The sequence below is a fragment of the Amycolatopsis roodepoortensis genome (genome assembly GCF_024628825.1).
GTDB lineage: Bacteria > Actinomycetota > Actinomycetes > Mycobacteriales > Pseudonocardiaceae > Amycolatopsis > Amycolatopsis roodepoortensis.
Genome location: NZ_CP102415.1, coordinates 4,803,491 through 4,822,353, shown reverse-complemented (window position 1 = coordinate 4,822,353; position 18,863 = coordinate 4,803,491). Strand labels below are relative to the sequence as shown.

The 18,863-nt window shown below is 69.1% G+C and carries 18 protein-coding genes and 1 tRNA gene; 16 read left to right on the top strand and 3 right to left on the bottom strand.

Annotated elements, in window-relative coordinates; all coding sequences use genetic code 11:
• Nucleotides 1-5 precede the first annotated feature (5 nt).
• The 4 genes from NQK81_RS22865 to NQK81_RS22850 all read left to right on the top strand — a co-directional run bounded on the left by NQK81_RS22865 (nt 6) and on the right by NQK81_RS22850 (nt 5,251).
• Nucleotides 6-1,226: a hypothetical protein gene (locus tag NQK81_RS22865; RefSeq protein WP_257483200.1), complete on the top strand. Its 1,221-nt coding sequence runs from the start codon at nt 6-8 to the stop codon at nt 1,224-1,226.
• A gap of 4 nt (nt 1,227-1,230) precedes the next feature.
• Nucleotides 1,231-1,845, top strand: coding sequence for a hypothetical protein (locus NQK81_RS22860; protein WP_257483199.1), 615 nt, complete (start codon nt 1,231-1,233; stop codon nt 1,843-1,845).
• 146 nt (nt 1,846-1,991) lie between these two features.
• The gene (locus NQK81_RS22855; RefSeq protein WP_126730110.1) at nt 1,992-4,046 is read left to right on the top strand and encodes a bifunctional MFS transporter/dTMP kinase; all 2,055 of its coding nucleotides are present in this window, start codon (nt 1,992-1,994) and stop codon (nt 4,044-4,046) included.
• Nucleotides 4,043-5,251, top strand: coding sequence for a DNA polymerase III subunit delta' (locus NQK81_RS22850; RefSeq protein WP_126730112.1), 1,209 nt, complete (start codon nt 4,043-4,045; stop codon nt 5,249-5,251). The genes NQK81_RS22855 and NQK81_RS22850 overlap by 4 nt, the downstream gene beginning before the upstream one ends.
• Nucleotides 5,252-5,609: 358 nt before the next feature.
• On the opposite strand, the gene NQK81_RS22845 is transcribed toward NQK81_RS22850, so the two are convergent.
• Nucleotides 5,610-7,301 (bottom strand): hypothetical protein, encoded by a 1,692-nt coding sequence (locus tag NQK81_RS22845; protein WP_257483198.1) that lies wholly within the window; start codon nt 7,299-7,301, stop codon nt 5,610-5,612.
• Between the two features lie 140 nt (nt 7,302-7,441).
• Here NQK81_RS22845 and NQK81_RS22840 point away from each other — a divergent pair.
• Nucleotides 7,442-7,515 (top strand) — tRNA-Thr (locus NQK81_RS22840).
• Between the two features lie 95 nt (nt 7,516-7,610).
• Here NQK81_RS22840 and NQK81_RS22835 read toward each other — a convergent pair.
• On the bottom strand, nt 7,611-8,237 hold the full coding sequence (locus NQK81_RS22835; protein ID WP_126730115.1) for a TetR/AcrR family transcriptional regulator: 627 nt from the start codon (nt 8,235-8,237) through the stop codon (nt 7,611-7,613).
• A gap of 44 nt (nt 8,238-8,281) precedes the next feature.
• Between NQK81_RS22835 and NQK81_RS22830 the strand changes: the two genes are divergently transcribed.
• From NQK81_RS22830 to NQK81_RS22805, 6 genes are all read left to right on the top strand, one after another.
• The gene (locus NQK81_RS22830; protein ID WP_257483197.1) at nt 8,282-9,208 is read left to right on the top strand and encodes an alpha/beta hydrolase; all 927 of its coding nucleotides are present in this window, start codon (nt 8,282-8,284) and stop codon (nt 9,206-9,208) included.
• Nucleotides 9,205-10,020 (top strand): SDR family NAD(P)-dependent oxidoreductase, encoded by an 816-nt coding sequence (locus tag NQK81_RS22825; RefSeq protein ID WP_257483196.1) that lies wholly within the window; start codon nt 9,205-9,207, stop codon nt 10,018-10,020. The genes NQK81_RS22830 and NQK81_RS22825 overlap by 4 nt, the downstream gene beginning before the upstream one ends.
• Nucleotides 10,020-10,949 (top strand): ferritin-like domain-containing protein, encoded by a 930-nt coding sequence (locus tag NQK81_RS22820; protein WP_126730118.1) that lies wholly within the window; start codon nt 10,020-10,022, stop codon nt 10,947-10,949. Before NQK81_RS22825 ends, NQK81_RS22820 begins: the two co-directional genes overlap by 1 nt.
• Complete coding sequence (locus NQK81_RS22815) at nt 10,946-11,431, top strand: NAD(P)/FAD-dependent oxidoreductase (protein WP_126730120.1); 486 nt, start codon at nt 10,946-10,948, stop codon at nt 11,429-11,431. Before NQK81_RS22820 ends, NQK81_RS22815 begins: the two co-directional genes overlap by 4 nt.
• Nucleotides 11,428-12,915: a flavin-containing monooxygenase gene (locus NQK81_RS22810; RefSeq protein WP_257483195.1), complete on the top strand. Its 1,488-nt coding sequence runs from the start codon at nt 11,428-11,430 to the stop codon at nt 12,913-12,915. Before NQK81_RS22815 ends, NQK81_RS22810 begins: the two co-directional genes overlap by 4 nt.
• A 72-nt stretch (nt 12,916-12,987) precedes the next feature.
• Nucleotides 12,988-14,520, top strand: coding sequence for a PstS family phosphate ABC transporter substrate-binding protein (locus NQK81_RS22805; RefSeq protein ID WP_126730123.1), 1,533 nt, complete (start codon nt 12,988-12,990; stop codon nt 14,518-14,520).
• A gap of 250 nt (nt 14,521-14,770) precedes the next feature.
• On the opposite strand, the gene NQK81_RS22800 is transcribed toward NQK81_RS22805, so the two are convergent.
• Nucleotides 14,771-15,235, bottom strand: coding sequence for a GreA/GreB family elongation factor (locus NQK81_RS22800; RefSeq protein ID WP_034310019.1), 465 nt, complete (start codon nt 15,233-15,235; stop codon nt 14,771-14,773).
• Nucleotides 15,236-15,358: 123 nt separating this feature from the next.
• Here NQK81_RS22800 and NQK81_RS22795 point away from each other — a divergent pair, with 123 nt between their 5' ends.
• The 5 genes from NQK81_RS22795 to NQK81_RS22775 all read left to right on the top strand — a co-directional run bounded on the left by NQK81_RS22795 (nt 15,359) and on the right by NQK81_RS22775 (nt 18,776).
• Complete coding sequence (locus tag NQK81_RS22795; protein WP_034310021.1) at nt 15,359-15,946, top strand: TetR/AcrR family transcriptional regulator; 588 nt, start codon at nt 15,359-15,361, stop codon at nt 15,944-15,946.
• Nucleotides 15,947-16,061: 115 nt separating this feature from the next.
• Nucleotides 16,062-17,288 (top strand): M14 family metallopeptidase, encoded by a 1,227-nt coding sequence (locus tag NQK81_RS22790; RefSeq protein ID WP_126730642.1) that lies wholly within the window; start codon nt 16,062-16,064, stop codon nt 17,286-17,288.
• Between the two features lie 85 nt (nt 17,289-17,373).
• A complete protein-coding gene (locus NQK81_RS22785) occupies nt 17,374-17,895 on the top strand; it encodes a gamma carbonic anhydrase family protein (RefSeq protein WP_126730126.1) in 522 nt (173 codons plus the stop codon).
• A gap of 33 nt (nt 17,896-17,928) precedes the next feature.
• Entirely contained in the window at nt 17,929-18,360 is a 432-nt protein-coding gene (locus tag NQK81_RS22780) for an uL11 family ribosomal protein (protein WP_192743968.1), read from the top strand.
• The gene (locus tag NQK81_RS22775; RefSeq protein WP_257483194.1) at nt 18,357-18,776 is read left to right on the top strand and encodes a CGNR zinc finger domain-containing protein; all 420 of its coding nucleotides are present in this window, start codon (nt 18,357-18,359) and stop codon (nt 18,774-18,776) included. Before NQK81_RS22780 ends, NQK81_RS22775 begins: the two co-directional genes overlap by 4 nt.
• The last annotated feature ends 87 nt before the right edge of the window (nt 18,777-18,863 follow it).

The following is an 18,863-nucleotide window of genomic DNA, read 5'->3' as shown; positions in this document are numbered from 1 at the left end:
CGGGCATGGACCTGGACCGGCGCGCGGCCGACGCGTGGTTCCGGCGGCGAGGGCTGCCGATGGTCATCCACCGGCGGAGGCGTGGGGCGGCCATGTTGCGCCGGTCCACGCCAGGGCTGGTGTTCCTGTGCCTGCTCGACCTCCTCCTTGCCGGGCTGCTGAAGCTGCTCGACGTCCCCGAGGACGTGCTCGCGGCCAGGATGCGCAGCAGCGGCGTCGGTTACGTCCTCGGCGTGCTGGCGCTGACGTTCGCCGTGGTCGTGGTGCCGGTGATCGCGGGCCGCCTGATGGCGAAGCTGCTCCGCGTGCTCAGCCGCACCAGGGTCCGGTTGGCCGTCATGGCGGTGACGATCGGCTTCTGGTTGTTCGTGCTGCCGCTCGGCGAGCGGTTCACCGGGCTGGTGGCCTGGGACAACCCGCTGTGGGTCGCCGTGCTCGCCAACCTCGCCGCGCTGGGCGTGCTGATGCTGCTGGTCAGGATCGGCGTCGGTTCGATCCTGACCTGGGCGGCGCGGAGCGCGGTCGCGCAGGTCAGAGCCATCGGAACGCTGGCTTCACGGGCGTTGCCGCTGCTCCTGCTGGTGGTGATGTTCAGCTTCTTCACCGCAGAGCTGTGGCAAGCGGTGGAACGGCTGACGCCCGGCCGGTTGTGGCTGGTGGCCGGCTTCCTCGTGCTGATCGGCGCGGTGTTCCTGGCGTCGATGCTGTCGGACGAGATCAAGGAGCTGAAGTCCTGGACCGTGGAACCCGGGGCGGCCGTCCTGCGCGGCACGCCGTTCGACGACGACACGCCTCCGCCGGAGCGGCGCGCCCTGACGAAGACCGAGCGCCTGAACATCGCCTTGGTGCTGTTCTTCGCCCAAGCCGTGCAGATCGTGGCGTTCGGGGTGCTGGTGTTCGCCTTCTTCGTCGTGTTCGGGGTGCTGATCCTCAGCCCCGAGGTCGTGACTGAGTTCGCCGGCCGTGAATCGGCGCCCGGAACACTGTTGGGTGTCCCCCTTCCGGTCAGTTCCGCGCTCGTCAACGTCTCCGTCTTCCTCGCCGTCTTCTCCGGTCTGTATTTCGCCGCATCGACCGCGACGGATGCCCGGTACCGGCGTTCTTTCTTCGAACCTTTGCTGGAGGATGTGAAGATCAGCCTCGCGGCGCGTGACATTTATCTGGCCCATTGGGCGGATGTGCGGCGGGCCGAGGTGGTTACCCTGGAAGCAGAGGACATTCCGTAGTGAGGTGGTCACCATGAGCGGGAAGGGCGAGACTCCCTTCTTCGATGCCCCCGACTTCGTGAAAGGCGACGGCACTCAGGCAGATCCTCCAGGCGACAGGTTCGCCGACCCGCTGTCCGGGCTGGTCACGACGGCCCCGGCGTCCCCTTCGGCGGGGGCCGACGACGTCCACGTGCAGGTGCCGGGACCGGTGCAGCCCGACCCCGAAGTCGTGAGCCGGATGGTCAACGCGGCCATGCTCGCGGACGAGCGGCCCGCCGAAAACCCGGGCCCCGAGCAGACCGCCGCGCAGCCGCCCGCGAGGGTCGTCAGCACGGTCGGTGAGCAGGGCGCTGCGCCGATCGGGATCCTGCCCCAGCAGCGCACCTGGCCGTCGAGGCCTTCCCAGCTGATCCGTCCGCCCCGGCGGGTGAAGCAGGAAGAGCCTGTCGACGTCGACGAAGAGGCCGAAGTCGAAGTACGGCGGGCAAAGCGCTCCATGCAGATGCCGCGGCTCGGTAAACCGTCGTCGAACGCGGCCGGTGTCATGATCGCGATCGCCCTCATGATCATCTTCGCGTTCCTGGCCATCCAGCTGCTGGCCAGCCTGTTCAACAGCATCGCGGGGATCTTCGGGTAACCCGTCCGGCGGATACCGCCGGACGGGGCCGTCCGTCCAGACGTCACCCATCGGGATACCCTGGCCCTACGGTCGGGGTACCCGGTGTTGACCCGGGTCGCACCCCGGCGCCGCGTGACTAGTGGGGTGGGCGTATCAGCGAGGGCGTGCGGTCGGTGCCCGAAGCGGGCACGGGTGATTCGGCGGGGCGTGACGCTTCCACCATGCACCGGGTGCGGCGGGTGCTGGCGATCAAGCCGTTCCGCCGGATCTGGGGTGTCTCCTACCTGTGCAGCGTCGCGGACTGGCTGAACCTCCTGACGCTGACCGGTCTGGTCACCAAGCTGACCGACAACTACGCCGCGCAGAACTTCGCGTTCGTCGGGGTCGTGCTGACCTCGCTGCTGCCGGGGCTGCTGTTCGCCCCGCTCGGCGGGCTGCTCGCCGACCGGTTCGACCGGCGCAAGGTGATGGTGCTCTGCGACCTCGGCCGGTGCGGGTTCCTGCTGTCGATCGCGTTCGTCGGCACGCCGTGGTGGGTGTTCGTCGGCAACTTCCTGGTCGGCTGCTGCTCGATGATGTGGATCCCGTCGAAGGACGCGGCGGTGCCGAACCTGCTGCGCCGTCCGGACCAGGTCGAGACGGCCAACCAGCTCGGCATGGTGATGACCTACGGCTTGGCGGTGATCACCGCGGCCGGGGCGAACGCCGTGCTCACCGGTAGCAACACGACGTTCCACTTCTTCCAGGGCGACGCCCAGCTCGGTATCGCCAAGGTCGCCGTCGTCATCACCGGCCTGCTGTACCTGACCAGCGCGATCGTGATCGCGACCCGGATCCCCGAGCTGTCGCTGCGCAACGTCCACGCGGTCGAGAAGCCCAAGGTCAAGGCCGCCGACGAGGAGAAGTTCGGCTTCCGGCAGATGATCGCCGACGGCGCCCGCTTCGTGCGGACGACGCCGCTGGTCCGCGGGCTGATGATCGGCGCGTTCGGTGCCTTCGCCGCCGGTGGCGCGGTGATCGGTTCGGCCAAGCCGTACTCGTCCAGCCTGCTCGCCGGTGACGCGGCGTTCAACCTGCTCGTCCTCGCCGTCTTCCTCGGGCTCGCCACCGGGATGGCCGTGGCCCCGAAGCTCGCGCGGCGGCTCGCGCACGACCGGCTGTTCGGGATCTCGATCGTCGCCGCGGGCCTGTGCCTCGTCGTCGTCGCGCTGTCGCCGCATCTCGCCGTTTCGCTGGTCGCGGTCGCCGCGGTCGGGGTCTGGGCCGGAACGGCGTTCCTGACCGGTGTCACGATCATCGGTTCGCGGATCGAGGACTCCATCCGCGGCCGGATCAACGCGATCTACCAGTCGCTGATGAAGATCGTGCTGTTCGGCTCGACGGTGCTCGTGCCCGTGCTGATCAGCCTGGTGCAGCCGACCGCGATCTCCGTGTGGGGGAGCACGATCACGATCGACGGGACGCGGCCGGTCATGATCGGTGGCGGCATCCTCGCGCTGCTCGCCGGCATCTTCGCGTACCGGCAGATGGACGACCGGCGCGCCGAGCCGATCCTCGCCGACCTCCGCAACGCCTTGCGCCGCAGTCCGCGTCGCGTGAACGGGCTGCTGATCGCGCTGGAGGGGACGCGGGCGATCAACACCGAGACCCAGGCCGCGCGGCTGGCCGAATGGCTGCGCGCCGGTACGCGTCCGGTCGTGCTGGCCGCGGATCCGGCGCTGGACGATCAGCGGCTCGCGAAACTCGTCTCCGGTGCATCGCTGTCCGGTGCGCGGGCGCAGGCGCTGGCCGCCGCCGCGGTGCGGGCGGACATCGTCGAACGGGACATCCAGCCGGCGCTCGACGCCGGGTCCGTCGTGGTGATGGAACGGTTCGTGGACTCGCCGCTGGCGCATCTGTCCGCGGTCGCGGGGCTGGACAGCCAGGAACTGGAAGGGCTCGCCGACTGGGCGACCGGCCGGTTGCGGCCCGACATCACCATCCTGCTCGACGCCGATCCCGGCACGGTGATGCGGAAGTCCGCGTCGCTGGACGCGCAGTGGCGGGTGCAGCATCTGCTCACGGAGATGGCCGCCGCCGACCCGGACCGGTATGTCGTGGTCGACGCGGAAGGTACCGAGGACGAGGTGAGCGAGCGGGTGCGGACCGCGATCCGCGCGGTGCTCGTCGGCAGGCTCGCCGGGCTCGCGCCGGCGGAGGAAAAGGTCGAGGTGAGATGACGGAAGCCCCTGCGCTGATCGGTGTCTGGAAGCAGCTCGTCGGCCAGGAGCCCGCCGCGCGCACGCTTTCCACGGCGTCGGCAGCGGCCGCGCGGATCGTCGAGAACCAGCCCGTCGCGCCCGGCGCGATGACCCACGCCTGGCTGGTCACCGGCCCGCCGGGTTCGGGGCGCTCGACGGCCGCGCGGGTCTTCGCGGCGGCGTTGCAGTGCAGCACCGGCACCGGCTGCGGCGAATGCCCCGGCTGCCGCACCGTGCTGGCCGGGACGCACGCGGACGTCAAACTCGTCGTGCCGGAAGGCCTTTCGATCTCCGTCGCGGAAATGCGTTCGCTGGTGCAGGCCGCCGCCCGCCGCCCGACCACCGGGAAGTGGCAGGTGGTGATCATCGAGGACTCCGACAGGCTGACCGAAGGCGCGTCGAACGCGTTGCTGAAGGCCGTCGAGGAGCCGCCGGACCGGACGGTGTTCCTGCTGTGCGCGCCGTCGGATCACCCGGACGACGTGTCGGTGACGATCCGCTCGCGGTGCCGTCTGGTCACGCTGCGGACGCCGCCGCCGGAGGCGATCGCGCAGGTGCTGATGGAGCGCGACGGCATCGATCCCGAACGCGCGCGGTGGGCCGCGTCCGTTTCGAGTGGACATGTCGGCCGCGCGCGGCGGCTCGCGACCGACGAGGCCGCCCGGCAGCGGCGGGCGACCGTGCTGCGGATCCCGCTCGGCCTGCGGCGTCCGTCCGATGTGTTCACTTGCGCCGATCAGCTGATCAGCGCCGCGGAGGCCGACGCGGGCGAGGAGAGCAAGGTCCGCGACGAGGCCGAACGTTCCGAACTTCGCACCGCGATGGGCGGCGACGGCATCGGGAAGGGCGTCGCCGGGGCGAAACGAGCCGCCGAAGCCGCCGTGAAGCAGCTCGAGAAGCGCCAGAAGTCCCGCGCGACCCGAACCCAGCGGGACACCCTCGACCTCGCGCTGGTGGACCTGGCCGCGTTCTACCGGGATGTGCTCGTGACCGCGAGCGGCGCGGGCGCGACGCTGAACCACCCCGACCACGCCTCGGAGATCGCGCAGGCCGCCTCCGCCTGGGCGCCGGACTCGATCCTGCGGCGGCTCGAAGCCGTCCTGGAATGCCGCGAGGCCATCGACCTGAACGTGAAGCCGAGGATCGCCGTCGAAGCCATGGTCACCACCCTGCGCCAAGGCTGATCGGCGCTTCGCTCACCACCCCAGCCCCCCGCCCGTCCCAGGGGGGCGACCCCGAGTCCAGTCTACCGGGGGTGGAGGGGGAAAAGGGCTGGTCGTGGGAGTTGTCCACAGGTGGGGATGGTTGTGGACAACTGCTGTGGGTAAGTGAAGGTGGTTCGGGTTCGGTGGGAACACCGCGGGCCCGAAGTCACGAAGGCGCGGGGGCGCCGGGCGACTGTGTGGATTTCAGGTCGTCTAACGCACTGAAATCCACACAGTCACCGCAAGGCGAAGGCCCCTGAAGACGATCAAGGTACGAACGGTCCTTCCACGCCGGTGCATAACGTGAAAGGACCGTTCATCACCCTCCTCGCCCCGTCTAGTCCTCCGAGTCCAAGGAGCGCGGACGCGGCGAAGGTTTGAACGGCTTCTTCGCTTCGACAGGAACCGGAACCATCGCGAGCCGTCGCCGTCCCGGCATGGCCGCCACGAGCACCACGCCGATCAGCAGCATCGCCGTACCCGTCCAGAACATCGGCACCGTGTCGTAGGCCGCGTTGGTGTAGGCCAGGTTCTTGACCGGCCCCTTCGGCGCCGCACCACCGTTGTTGCCGGCGGGAGGTGCCTGAGCCGTGCCGCATTCGACACCGCCTGCCGGAGCGTGCGCCCGGGCGATCTGCTCGCCGAGCGAGATCTGCGCCAGTGACGACGGCAGGTTCTTCGCGGCCTCCGGCGGCAGCGCCTTCTGGAGCGCGGTCGTCGGGAGGATCTGCAGGTCCAGCAGCCGTGCCGAGGCACCCAGCTGGAAGCCCTTGAACGGCGTCGTCGTGTCGCTCGACTTCTGGTTCAACCCGGCGATCGACAGCTTCAGCACCCCGAGGTCGAGCGTGAGCCCGTTGCCGGCCTCACCGCCCGGAAGGTGCTTGGTGGCACCGTCCATCATCTCGGCGAGCCCGCCGACGACCGGCACGTTCTTCAGCTGCTCGAAGCCGGGGGTCTGCTTGAGCGCCGGCAGCGGGATGCCGATCGGGATGTCCTTGGTCGGGTTGTTCGCGTCGAGGGTGAACAGCACCTTGTCGCCGCGGACGATCTGCAGCACCGGCGCGGTGTACTCGACCTTCGACGTCTTCTTGTCACCGGTCGAGGTGACCCGCAGCGTCGGCTGGCTGGCGACCTTGATCGTCAGGCCGAGCGGCGTGCCCTTCAGCAGCTCGATGTTGGCCGCCTGCAGCGTCGACGTCGACTCGACCGCCTTGTTCTTCGAGCCGGGGATGTCGACCAGCCGCACGACCGAACGCGACGACAGCGTGTTCGGCAGGCTCAGCACGGCGCCCTTGCCGTCGGCGTTGGTGCTGGTTCCCGAAAGCAGCCCGCCGAGGTTCGCCAGCGAGCCGAGCGCGGACAGGCCCGTCTTGAGCTGTTCGCTGGCCTGGGTCAGCTGCTTAGCGTCCGGGATGTTCGGGATGGTCGGCAGCAGCGCGAGGTTCGCGATCGACGTGCTCGAGTCGGCGATCGTGCCGACGCACGGCCCGAGCGTCGGGCTCCAGCGCGCGTGCGCCTCACCGTTCAGCAGGCCGAGGTTGAACAGCGGGTTCGTCGGCGCGTTGAGGCCGCCGCTGATCGGCTTCGGGTTGTCCGGCAGCGCCGTCTGCACGAGGCTGCCCGGCGTCTGCGGCGCGTTGCCCGCGGCGGACAGGCCGAACGGCGACGACTGCGCGATCGCCTTCTCGTAGCTCAGGTAGGCCTCGGAGTTGGCCTGCGCGCTGGAAAGACCCATCCCGGCCTCGAGCGCGGACTGCTTCGGCAGCAGCTTGTCCGCCCCGGGCAGGATCGCGCTCGTCGGCACCGCGTTCGGCAGCAGCCGCAGCACGCCCAGCGCCGCTCCCGCGTCACCGACCGCCTTCCCGAGCGGCTGGGGGCCGATCGGCGCCGACATCGGCGGCTGCCCCGGATTGGCCGGATCGGGGATCGGCGTGGTCGGGATGTCCTGGGCGATCGCCGGGGCCGCGGTCAGCAGGAGCAGGGCCGCGGCGGCCGGAAGCGCCAGCACACGGGGCAGTCGTTGCCGCATGAACAGGTCCTCCAGTGGGGATGGGCCGATCTTGGGGGACTGAGACCGGCGTCATAGGACCTTAACGACGGTGGCCCTCGAAGGTGACGTTCAAGCCTCCGCTACACTTGTCCCCGTCATCGGGTGCGAGCCCGATGTCCGCCGCCTTAGCTCAGTCGGCCAGAGCGATTCACTCGTAATGAATAGGTCAGGGGTTCGATTCCCCTAGGCGGCTCCGCAGGTCAGGGCCTCATTCGGACCACTCCGGATGAGGCCCTGACTCGTTTCCGGGCCGGCGAAGAGCTCACGCCGGAAGTTCACCCGTTGGTGTCACCCCTTGAGGAACATCCGGGACAGCGAAGTGCCCACTCCGGTGAGGTGGCCGACCAGTGTGTCCGCGTCCGCGTCGAGCAACCCGGAGCGCCACGCGAGCATGATCTCCACGAAGCCGCCGATGCCCAGCAGGACGTTGACCCGGAACTCCAGCCCGTCCACGTCCGGCTTCAGATGCGGCCGCGCGAGTTCGATCAGCAGGCCGGTGGTCTCCTGGACGGTCTGCCGCCGCAGTTGCTCCAGCACCGCGCTGCCCGAGTGGTCGCCGAACAGGATCTGCGCGCGGGCGGGCTCCTCTTGCACGTGGTGCACGACGACGTCGACGGCGGCACGGAGCTGCTCCAGGGCCGGTCGCTCGATGTGAGCGGCGACGGCGTCGAGGACCATCCGCAGGGTTTCGTCGCGGACCTGTTCCCAAGCGGTGGCGAGCAGCGCGTCGCGGTTGGCGAAGCTCTCGTAGAAGTACCGGTCGGTCAGGTTCGCCCGCGCGCAGACGCCCCGCATGGTGACCGCCGCCCAGCCTTGTTCCTGCCAGATGTCGAGTGCGGCGCCGAGGAGGGCGAGCCGTCGTTCGGCGCGGCGTTCGTCGGCGGTCTTGCCGCTGTAGCGGCGGGACGCGGTCACCTCCCCATCTTGACAGCAGGTGCCCTCAGATTCATTCTGAGGGCATGCGACCGCAGAATGGCCTGCGCACCGGTTTGGCCGCCGCGCTGACGTCCGCTTTCGTGCGGCCGATCGCCAACGCGATCCCGGCCAACCGCGCCGGCGTCGCGTTCTCCCGCGCTTTCATCGCGAGCAGTCTGTGGCTTGCCTCGCCGCCGTTGAAGGGGAGCCGCGTCGAGCCGGGCATCCGCGGCGAGTGGGTCCGCGCGCCCGAGGTGACCGAGGGCAACGCCGTGGTCCTCTACATCCACGGCAGCGGTTACGCGCTCTGCTCGGCGCGCACGCATCGCGGGCTGACCACGCGGGTCTCCGCCGGCACCGGGCTGCCGGTCTTCGCCTGCGAATACCGTCTCGCGCCGCGGCACCGCTTCCCGAGCGCCGCCGACGACGTCCGCGCGGCCTACGACCGGCTTCTCGGAGAGGGTTACCGCCGGATCCTCGTCGCGGGGGATTCCGCGGGCGGGCATCTCGCGGTCGACCTCGCCGCGCAGCTGATCCGCGAGCACCGAGAACCGCCCGCGGCGTTGGCGCTCTTCTCGCCGCTGTTCGACGTGACCTTCGGGCTGGCCGCCGAAAGAGAACGCATGAGCCCGGACCCGATGATCTCCGCAGCCGCGGCCGCGCGGCTGGTCGGTCTGTACACAGTGGACGCGGACCTCGCGTCGGCTCGGCTGCGGTTCGCCTTCGACGACATCAAGGGGTTCCCGCCGACGATCATCCAGGCGGGCGGGCTGGAAATGCTCGCCGCGGACGCCATCGAACTCGCCAGGGCATTGCGCCGCGCGGGGGCCGACTGCGAACTCGAAGTGGTCCCCGGCCAGATGCACGTCTTCCAGGCATTGACCCGCTTCATCCCCGAAGCGGCACCGGCGATGGAGCGGGCCTGCCGCTTCCTCACCGGCAACCTTCCGGCGAGCGTGAGGGCGGCATGACCAAACGGACCCATGGGGCACATGCCGTCGTCACCGGCGCCGGCAGCGGGATCGGCAGGGCGATCGCGGCCGAACTAGTCCGGCGCGGCAGCCGCGTCGTCTGCGCGGACATCGACCTCGAAGCGGCCGAAGAAACCGCGAAGACGCTCAAGGACGCGGTCGCCATCGCCTGCGACGTGTCCGATGTGGACGAAGTCGCCGACCTGGCGAACCAGGCGCGGTCCTGGTTCGGCCGCGAGCCGGACCTCGTCGTCAACAACGCCGGGATCGGCGCGGGCGGCAAACTCGTCGGGGAGAGCCCGCTGTCCGATTGGCGGCGCACGCTCGGCGTGAACCTGTGGGGCGTGATCCACGGCTGCCACACCTTTGTCCCCGCCATGCGGGCGGCGAAGGCAGGCGGCGTCATCAACGTCGCTTCGGCGGCCGGCTTCACCGCCGCGCCGAGGATGGCCGCGTACAACGTGAGCAAGGCGGGCGTCGTCAGCCTTTCCGAAACGCTGGCCGCCGAACTGTCCGGCACCGGCGTCGCGGTCACCGTGCTGTGCCCGACCTTCGTGCGCACCAACATCTTCGGCGGCGAACTCATCGAAGACGGGGCGCGCGGGCTCGCCCAGCGGGTCTCCGACGTGGTCGGGTTCTCGCCGGAGCGCGTCGCCCGGATGACGCTCGACGCCCACGATCGCGGCCGCCTGTACGTGGTGCCGCAGCCCGACGCCCAGCTTCTGTGGCACGCCAAGCGTTTCGTGCCCGTCCCGTACACGCGGATCGCCGGTCTGCTCGGCCGGTTCCTGCCCGCCGAAAAGGAGAAGTGATGGCCTACGACTTCGCGGCGATGCTCCAGACGATCAAGGACAAGCAGTGGTCGCTGGCCGACATCGACTGGGACGCGCCCGGCGCCGAGACGATGACCGACGAGCTCCGCGCCAAGATGCGGCCGTTCATGGCCGATCTCGTGTGGATCGAGCACGTCGGCGCCCGCGGGTTCGCGTCGCTGGCCAAGAAGGCGCCGACCCCGGTGATCCAGGAGATCTACCGTTACTTCCACGCGGAGGAACAGAAACACGCCAACGCGGAACTGGCGTTGATGAAACGCTGGGGCATGCTCGACGAGCACGGTTCGATGCCCGAGCCGAACATCAACGTCAAGCTCGCCATCAAGGTCCTCGACGACTACGGCGACACACTGCCGCTGACGGCGCTGGCCACGCTCATCCCGCTGCTGGAATGCGCGCTGGACGGCGCACTGGTGAAGTTCCTGCTGGAAGAGGTCTCCGATCCGGTGTGCCATCAGGTGTTCCGGCACATCAACTCCGACGAGGCCCGGCACATCACGGCCGATTTCGAGGTGCTGGAGCTGATCGGCGCCGGTTCCACGACCAAGCTGCTCACCGAATCCGTCGGCTCGCTCAAACCCCAGATCGTCCTCGGCCTGATCGTGGTGTTCGTCCCGCTGATCAACAAGATGCGGGACAACATCGTCGCGATGGGCCTGCCGGAGAAGAAGCTGTACAACGCCGTGAAACGGTTCTCCACCATCGGCGGGCGCGGCGAGTTCACGAAACGGATCCCGGCGTACCACGTGCTCAAGGCGCAGGCGGCGATGATCGTCGACCGCTCGCACGTCTACCACCGGCTGCTCGCCGACCCGATGGTGAAGATGACCCGGCTGATCCCCGCGCGGCTGCTGGGAAAGCCGCAGTCGTGGACCGAGGAGATCACGCACGAACCGGTCGCGTCATGAGCCTCGGCGAATTCCGGGGCGAGGTGCTGCGCGGCACCGAGTGGTTCGGGCACGACTTCTCCGGGCAGCGGGTAGCCGTGGTCGCGCCCGGCCGCGAGGCGGCGCAGATCGTGCCCGAGGTCGCGGCCACCGCGCGTGCGGTGAAGGTGTTCCAGGAAGAACCCGACTGGGTGGTGCCGATGCCGGTCCCCGGGCCGAAGGTACTCGGCATCACCGTGGCCCGGGTTTTCCTGCGCTGGCAGGTGAAAGACCCGTGGATCCGCAGGCTCCTGACGCCGGACAGGCGCTTCGGCTCGCGGCGGACGGCGCCGGGTCTCGGCTACTACGGCGCGCTGCGGCGGCCCGGCTGCAAGCTCATCACCTGGCCGATCTACGCCTTCGCGCCCGACGGCATCCGCACCGCCGAAGGTATCGAGCACCAGGCGGACGTCGTCGTGCTCGGCGCCAGTTCGCTGTTCGCCAAGGAAGGACTTCCCGCATGAAGCCGGACCACGAGATCGCGATCATCGGCGGAGGGTTCTCCGGTATCGGCGCCGCGATCCTGCTCCACAAGGCGGGTTTCGAGGACTTCCTGATGCTGGAGGAGGGCGACGGCGTCGGCGGCGCCTGGCACTGGAACACCTATCCCGGTGTCGCCGTCGACATCCCGTCGTTCAGCTACCAGTTCTCGTTCGAGCAGATCTCCGGCTGGTCGCGCGTCTACGCGCCCGGCCGCGAGCTGAAGGCGTACGCCGACTACTGCGTCGACAAGTACGACATCCGCCGCCGCACGCGCCTCGGCAGCAAGGTCGTCTCCGCGACCTTCGACGACGAAACGCACTTGTGGCGGCTGGAAACCGCCGAAGGCTGGTCGATGACGGCGCGGTTCGTCGTCGGTGCCACCGGCGTGCTCACCCAGCCGAAACCGCCGGACATCGCCGGGCTCGACGCCTTTCAGGGCACGGTCATGCACACCGCGCGCTGGGACCACTCCGTCGACCTGCGGGGCAAACGCGTCGCCGTCGTCGGCACCGGGGCCTCGGCCGTGCAGGTGATCCCGTCCATCGCGCCGGAGGCGGGTCACCTGACGGTGTTCCAGCGCACGCCGATCTGGTGCCTGCCCAAACCCGACGCCGTCCTGCCGCGGCCGGCCCGGCTCGCGCTGCGACGCCTGCCGGGCGCGAAACTGGTGTCCCGGCTGGCCAGCCAGGCACTCGTCGAGGTGACCTTCCCGCTGGCCGCGCATTTCCACAACCTCCTGCCGACCGCGGGCGCGGGGGAGCGGATCGGGCGCGCGCATCTGCGCCGTGCGGTGAAGGACCCCGTGACCCGGGAGAAGCTCACGCCGCGTTATGCCTTGGGGTGCAAGCGGCCGAGCTTCTCCAACGAGTACCTCCAGACGTTCAACCGGGACGACGTCACGCTGGAGACCACGGGCATCGACACGATCACCGAATCCGGCGTGCGCACCGCCGACGGCACCGAGCATCCGGTCGACGTCCTGGTGCTGGCGACCGGGTTCAAGGTGTTCGAGAAGGGCAACATGCCCGCCTTCACCGTGCGCGGCGCGGGCGGCGCCGATCTGGAGAAGTTCTGGGCGGAGAACCGGTTCCAGGCCTATCAGGGCGTCAGCGTCCCCGGTTTCCCGAACTTCTTCACCATTCTCGGACCGTACGGCTACAACGGTTCCTCGTACTTCAACCTGATCGAGACTCAGACCGCGCACATCGTCCGGTGTCTGCGCAACGCCAGGAAGACCGGCGCGACCCGCGTCGAGGTCACGAACGAGGCCAACGACCGGTACTTCCGGAGCATGCTGGAGCGCCGCAAGCACCAGGTGTTCTTCCAGGACAGCTGCTCGCTGGCCAACAGCTACTACTTCGACGCGAACGGGGACGTGCCCTTCCGTGCCTCGCCCACCCTGGAAACCATGGTGACGAGCCGGTTCTTCGACCTCGACGACTACGCCTTCGCGGACGGCCGGTGAACACTGGCTGAAGTCCGCCGTCCGCCGCCGGGATGAGCCATAGGTTCGATACCCCGAACCTGGAGGCTGGTCTTGGAAGGCTTTCCCTGGGACGTCCTGCTCGCGGTGGCCGGGATCGGCGTCCCGGCCGTCGCGTTCCTGTGGGAGTTCGTGCTCGTCGGCCGCAAACGGCTCGGCTACCGCGTGCAGATGGACACCCCGACGGCGTCCGGGCGCGGGTTCGCGCCGACCGCCGACGCGCTGGCGCAACTGCAGCACGAGAACGGGGAGCGGCTCGTCGACCCGTCGTTCGTGCTGCTGCGCATCGAGAACAACGGCACCACCGACATCGACACCGACGACTACGCGGTCAACGCCGACGACCCCGTCGGCATCCGCGTGAAGTTCCCCGGCCGCACCGTGGCCGGGATGGTGGTGACCGAGCTCAGCTCGCCGCATCTGCACGAATGTTTCGGTGACGACTCCGGTTTCGGGGCGCGCGACGAGAATCCCGCGCGACCGTCCGGCGTGATCGACCTGCCGAGGGTGCCGCTGAACCGCGGCGCGCACTACAAGATCCTCGCCGTGCTCGACCGGGTCCCCAACGGCTCGCCCGACGCCTTCGACGAACCTCAGGTGATCGGCGAGATCAAGGGCGGCAGCCTCCGCGAGACCAAGAGCCGCACCGGGCCGACGGGTTCGGTGATGGCGCTGATCCTCTTCCTCGTCGTGGTCAGCATCTTCCAGCTGACCCGGTCGCTGTTCTTCGACGAGAAGCCGCCGCCGCTGGACTGCGCGTCCGGGAAGCTCACGATCACCGGATCGACGGCCTTCGCGCCGGTGCTCAGGGAAGCGACGGCTTCGTACACGAAGACGTGTCCGGGCGCGTCGTTCGTCTTCGACAGCAGGGGGAGCGCCGAAGGGCTCGGGAGCCTGAACCAGGCTGCGAACGATGGCATGCTGGCGTTCTCCGACGGCGCCAAGGGGGAGGGTTACCCGCAGCTGCTTCCGCGTCCGGTCGCGTTCTCGCTGTTCACGCTCGTGATCAACAAGGAGGCGGGCGTCCAGGATCTCTCACTCGCGCAGATCCGCGACGTCTACGACGGCAAGATCGCGAACTGGCGGGAGATCGGCGGCAAGGACCAGCCGGTCCGGCTCGTCGACCGGCATTCCGACTCCGGCACGCGGCGGACGTTCGAGGCCCAGATCCTGGCGGGCAAGCGGGAACCCGGCGACAACTCCGACGACTGCCTCAAACCGGCGCCGGGCGCTCAGCCGGGAGTGGCGCGGTGCGCGAAGCCGTCCACGAACGACGTCCTCGACGCGGTGTCGCGGGTGCCGGGCGCCCTCGGCTACAGCGAACTGGGCGCGGCCACGAAACGCGAGGACGTGCTGCCGGTGCGGATCGACGGCCACCAGGCGACGCTCGAAGGCGCGATCCACGCGGCGTACCCGTTCTGGGAGACCGAGTACGCGTACACGTTCGGCGAGCCGAAGGCCGACTCGCTCGTCGCGAGCTTCCTGCGGTACCTGACGAATCAGGTCGGCAAGGACATCGTGCGGTCGCATGGGCACCGGCCGTGCGCGGAGCTGGCGAATCCGGTGCTGTGCCGTCCGGGTGCGTGACCGGGCGCTTGCGCTGGGGGTGTCGCGAAAGCCACTTTCGGGACATCAGGCGTCGCGAAAGTGGCTTTCGCGACATGCGTCCAGACGGCCTGGGCAGGTCGCTGACGTTGCGAAAGTGGCTTTCGCAACCTTCAACGTTGCGAAAGTGGCTTTCGCAACGCGCCCTCTTCGACCTTCCCCTCGACAACGCGCGTGAAGGCCCCCTTCCCTCGGCTCAGCCGAGGGAAGGGGGCCTTCACGCGCGGACGAGTCAGGCAGGCGGCTTCAGCGTGACGACGGTGGCGCTGGTCTCGCCACGCGGCGTCCGGTACGTGATCTCGTCGCCCTCCTTCGCGCCGACGAGCGCGAGCCCCAGCGGGCTGTCCGAGGTCACCGTGGAGGCGTCCGCGTCCTCCCCGGGGATCGTGACGATGTGGAGCTCGTCTTCGTCGCCGTCGGCGAACCTGAGGGTGACGGTGGTGCCGTCGGGGAGCAGGCCCTTGCTGTTCCGGCCGCCGTGTTCGAGCTTCGCCGCGACGTCGGCGATGCGCCGGTCGAGGTAGGCGGCGGCCTCCGCGCGGTCCAGCACCTCCGCCTGGTCGGCCGCGTCGCCGGTTCGTTCCTGCTCACCGACGAGCGGCGCCATCGCGTCGCGCTGCGCACGCAGATCGGCGAGTTCCTTCTCCAGCTGCCGCCGCGCGGCCGGGCTGAACCCGTTGTCCCCTGAGGTCACCATGTCGCGCATTGTCCGCTACGGATCGACGGCTAGCCACCTAGATTTTTCACCCGCTGTGATCGGCCAGGACGGTTGCCCTAAGCTTCAGGGCTCCCGTCCTGACTACTTGGTGTAAGGAACTTCGTGACCGCCGTTCCCGGCCGCAGCGCGCGGCTCTCCCCCAATCAGCTGCAGAAACAGGAGCAGATCGTCGAAGCGGCGCGTGTCGTGCTCGCCAGGGACGGGCTCGCGGGTTGCACCGTGCGCGCGATCGCGGACGCCGGACCGCTCACGAAGAGTGCGATTCATTACTACTTCGCGGATATCGACGTCCTGATCGACCGCGCGATGGCGGCGCACATCACAACGTTCATCGCCGATTTGCGCAAAATTTCGGCGAAACACGATCACCCGTCCGAGCGGCTCTTCGCCGCGCTCGAAGCCTTCCTCGGCGAGTTCTCCGGGCGCCCGAACGCGGCCTTCCTCTGGTTCGAGTACTGGATCGCCGCGGGCCGCGCGCAGCATCCTCAGGCCATCGACGTGATGCTGACGTCGATCACCGAACTGCTCGCGGAACTCCTCGCCCCGCTCGACGTCGAAGACCCGCGGGCCAGGGCGCGGGCGCTGCTGTCCTACCTGCTCGGCGCGATCGTCCAGCAGCGCGTCCGGCGGCGGCCGTTCGCCGCACTGCGTGGCGACATCGAAGCGCTCTGTTTCGCGAACTACGGCTAGAAATACGCATTAGATCCGTACCGTTACGGATTGTTCGCCCTTCCCGCTCCGGCCATGGTGAGGTTCCCCTTCCCTGCCTGAGAGCTAGGAGACGACGATGCGCATAAGACGGTGCATGGCCGTGGCGATCGCGGCCGTCGCGGCGTTCACCATCCCGGTCGCCGCGAGTCCGGCGACCGCGGACCAGCAGGCCGAGGACGCGCAGGTCCAGATCTACGAGGTCTTCGGGACCGGGACTTCGCAGCAGCGCACCCAGATCTCCCGGCTCGGGGTCGACGTCCTCGGCTCGGCGGGCGGCACGACCACGGTCATCGGCGAGGCGCGGGACGCGGCGAAGATCCGTTCGCTCGGCTACCGCGTCGAGCAGCGCGGCGTCGTCGACCGGTCGGAGAAGGTCGGCACGAACGCGATCAACGACTTCCCGCCGTCGGACTCCGGCTACCACAACTACGCCGAGGTCACGACCGAACTGCGCAACGCCCAGTCGAACTTCGGCTCGATCGCGCGGCTGAGCAGCGTCGGCAACTCGTACCAGGGCCGCGCGCTGAACCTGCTCAAGATCAGCGACAACGTGGCGACGGACGAGAACGAGCCCGAAGTCCTCTTCACCTGCAACCAGCACGCCCGCGAGCACCTCACCACCGAGATGTGCCTGCGGATCGTGAACCGCTTCACCCAGGGCTACGCCTCCGACCCGGCGATCAAACGCTTCGTCGACAGCGTCGAGATCTACGTGATCCCGAACGTCAACCCGGACGGCTCGGAGTACGACATCTCCGGCGGCAGCTACAAGTACTGGCGCAAGAACCGGCAGGGCAACGGCACCGACCCCAACCGCAACTGGGCCTACAACTGGGGCTGCTGCGGCGGTTCGTCGGGCTCGACGACCAGCGAGACCTACCGCGGCCCCTCGGCGTTCTCCGCGCCCGAGACCCGCGCGGTGTCGAACTTCGTCAACTCGCGCAAGATCGGCGGCGTCCAGCAGATCAAGGCGAGCATCGACTTCCACACCTACTCGGAGCTCGTGCTGTGGCCGTTCGGCTTCACCTACAACGACACCGCCCCCGGAATGACCGCCGCGGAAGCGCAGCGGTTCCAGACGGTGGGCCGTCAGCTGGCGGCGACCAACGGCTACACGCCGCAGCAGTCGAGCGACCTGTACATCACGGACGGGACGATCGACGACTGGATGTGGGGCACCCACAAGATCCTGAGCTTCACCTTCGAGATGTACCCGCGGGGCTCGAACCCCGGTTTCTACCCGCCCGACGAGGTGATCGTCCGGGAGACCACCCGTAACGACAAGGCCGTGGACCTCCTGCTGAACACCGCCATCGGCTGACCTCTGTAGCGCGTGAAGGCCCCCTTCCCTCAGCTCAGCCGCGTGAAGGGGGCCTTCACGCGCTAGGACGCATAGGGTGCGGGGCATGCCGATGTTCGAATTCGAGGGACACCGTCCCCAGGTGGATCCCGAAGCGTGGATCGCCCCCACCGCCACCCTGATCGGCGACGTCGTCGTCGAAAAGGGCGCCTCCGTCTGGTACGGCGCCGTACTGCGCGCCGACTTCGGGAAGATCCTCATCCGCGAAGGCGCCAACATCCAGGACAACTCGGTCATCCACGTCAACGGCGGCGTGACCGAGGTCGGCAAGAACGTCACCGTCGGGCACCAGTGCCTCGTGCACGACTGCACGATCGGCGAGCAGGCGCTGATCGGGAACGGCTCGACCGTGCTCGACAAGGCGCAGATCGGTGCGAAGGCCCTGGTCGCGGCCGGCGCCACGGTGACGCCCGGGATGGTCATCCCGCCGGAGACGGTCGCCATGGGCAGCCCGGCGAAGAAGCACGTCCCGCTCGACGGCACCGCCCGCGGCTGGGTCGAGCACAACGCGGCGATCTACCAGGAGCTGGCGCGCCGTCACGCGGAAAGCGTCAAGCCGATCGATTGACTCTCCAGTAACTGGAGATCATAGCTTCGGCGCATGGCACCGAAGTCGAAGAAGAAAACGCACCAGGCGACGCTCGAGTTGACCGCCGGCAACGCGCCGGTGGTCGACCTCGGGAAGACGCTCGGGCAGACCGGCGTGAACCTCGTCGAGGTCAAGAAGGCCTACGACGCGGCGACCGCCGCCCAGCGCGGCGACATCGTCCCGGTGGTCGTGTCGGTGTTCGAGGACCGCTCCTTCGAACTTCGGCTGAAGACCCCTCCGACGTCGTTCCTCATCAAGAAGGCCTTGGGCGGCAAGGGATCCAGCCGTCCGGGACACGAGGTCGCCGGGAAGCTGAGCCAGGAACAGCTGCGCGGCATCGCGGAGCGGAAACTGCCGGACCTCAACACCGGAGACCTCGGCGCGGCCATGCGCACGGTCGCGGGCACGGCCCGCTCGATGGGTGTCGCGATCGAAGAACCGTGACGCGCAAGCATGTGATCGTCCCGCCGTTCCGCGACCTCGACCCGGCGCTCGAGGTCGCGGAAAGGCTGCTGGCGCAAGGGAATCCGCGGCTAGTCGAAGTCTTTTCGGCACTGCCGGACGAACACGCCGCCGCCGGCCGGCTCAACCGGATCCTCGCCGGGACCGGCGCCTCGCCCCGGCTCGTCGAAGTCGCGAACGGCTGGCGTCTGGTGCAGGTGGCGTCGTGGCCGGGCTGCGGTGACCTGGTCGCGGGCGCCTCCGGGCTGGCGGAACTGGTCGCGTTCGGCGGCTGGCGGCGGCTCAAACGCTGCGTCGTCTGCGCGCGGGCGTTCTGTGATCGCACGGCCGGATGCAGCCGCCGATGGTGCGCCGCGCATCGTCCGCACGCCGAGGCCCGCTCCGGCGGAGTGCTCTAGTCTGGTCCGCACCAGCGACTGGCGCCATTTGAGGTGGAGCACCACCGGGAAGCGACGACGAGGCCGGTACCGCGCGCCTGGGTCCGG

What these genes read in the sequence shown, in the direction of transcription:
- NQK81_RS22865 (WP_257483200.1), top strand. Translation starts at nt 6, where the DNA reads ATGGACCTGGACCGGCGCGCGGCCGACGCGTGGTTCCGGCGGCGAGGG.
- NQK81_RS22850 (WP_126730112.1), top strand. Translation starts at nt 4,043, where the DNA reads ATGACGGAAGCCCCTGCGCTGATCGGTGTCTGGAAGCAGCTCGTCGGC.
- NQK81_RS22845 (WP_257483198.1), bottom strand. Translation starts at nt 7,301, where the DNA reads ATGCGGCAACGACTGCCCCGTGTGCTGGCGCTTCCGGCCGCCGCGGCC.
- NQK81_RS22830 (WP_257483197.1), top strand. Translation starts at nt 8,282, where the DNA reads ATGCGACCGCAGAATGGCCTGCGCACCGGTTTGGCCGCCGCGCTGACG.
- NQK81_RS22825 (WP_257483196.1), top strand. Translation starts at nt 9,205, where the DNA reads ATGACCAAACGGACCCATGGGGCACATGCCGTCGTCACCGGCGCCGGC.
- NQK81_RS22820 (WP_126730118.1), top strand. Translation starts at nt 10,020, where the DNA reads ATGGCCTACGACTTCGCGGCGATGCTCCAGACGATCAAGGACAAGCAG.
- NQK81_RS22815 (WP_126730120.1), top strand. Translation starts at nt 10,946, where the DNA reads ATGAGCCTCGGCGAATTCCGGGGCGAGGTGCTGCGCGGCACCGAGTGG.
- NQK81_RS22810 (WP_257483195.1), top strand. Translation starts at nt 11,428, where the DNA reads ATGAAGCCGGACCACGAGATCGCGATCATCGGCGGAGGGTTCTCCGGT.
- NQK81_RS22800 (WP_034310019.1), bottom strand. Translation starts at nt 15,235, where the DNA reads ATGGTGACCTCAGGGGACAACGGGTTCAGCCCGGCCGCGCGGCGGCAG.
- NQK81_RS22790 (WP_126730642.1), top strand. Translation starts at nt 16,062, where the DNA reads ATGGCCGTGGCGATCGCGGCCGTCGCGGCGTTCACCATCCCGGTCGCC.
- NQK81_RS22785 (WP_126730126.1), top strand. Translation starts at nt 17,374, where the DNA reads ATGCCGATGTTCGAATTCGAGGGACACCGTCCCCAGGTGGATCCCGAA.
- NQK81_RS22780 (WP_192743968.1), top strand. Translation starts at nt 17,929, where the DNA reads ATGGCACCGAAGTCGAAGAAGAAAACGCACCAGGCGACGCTCGAGTTG.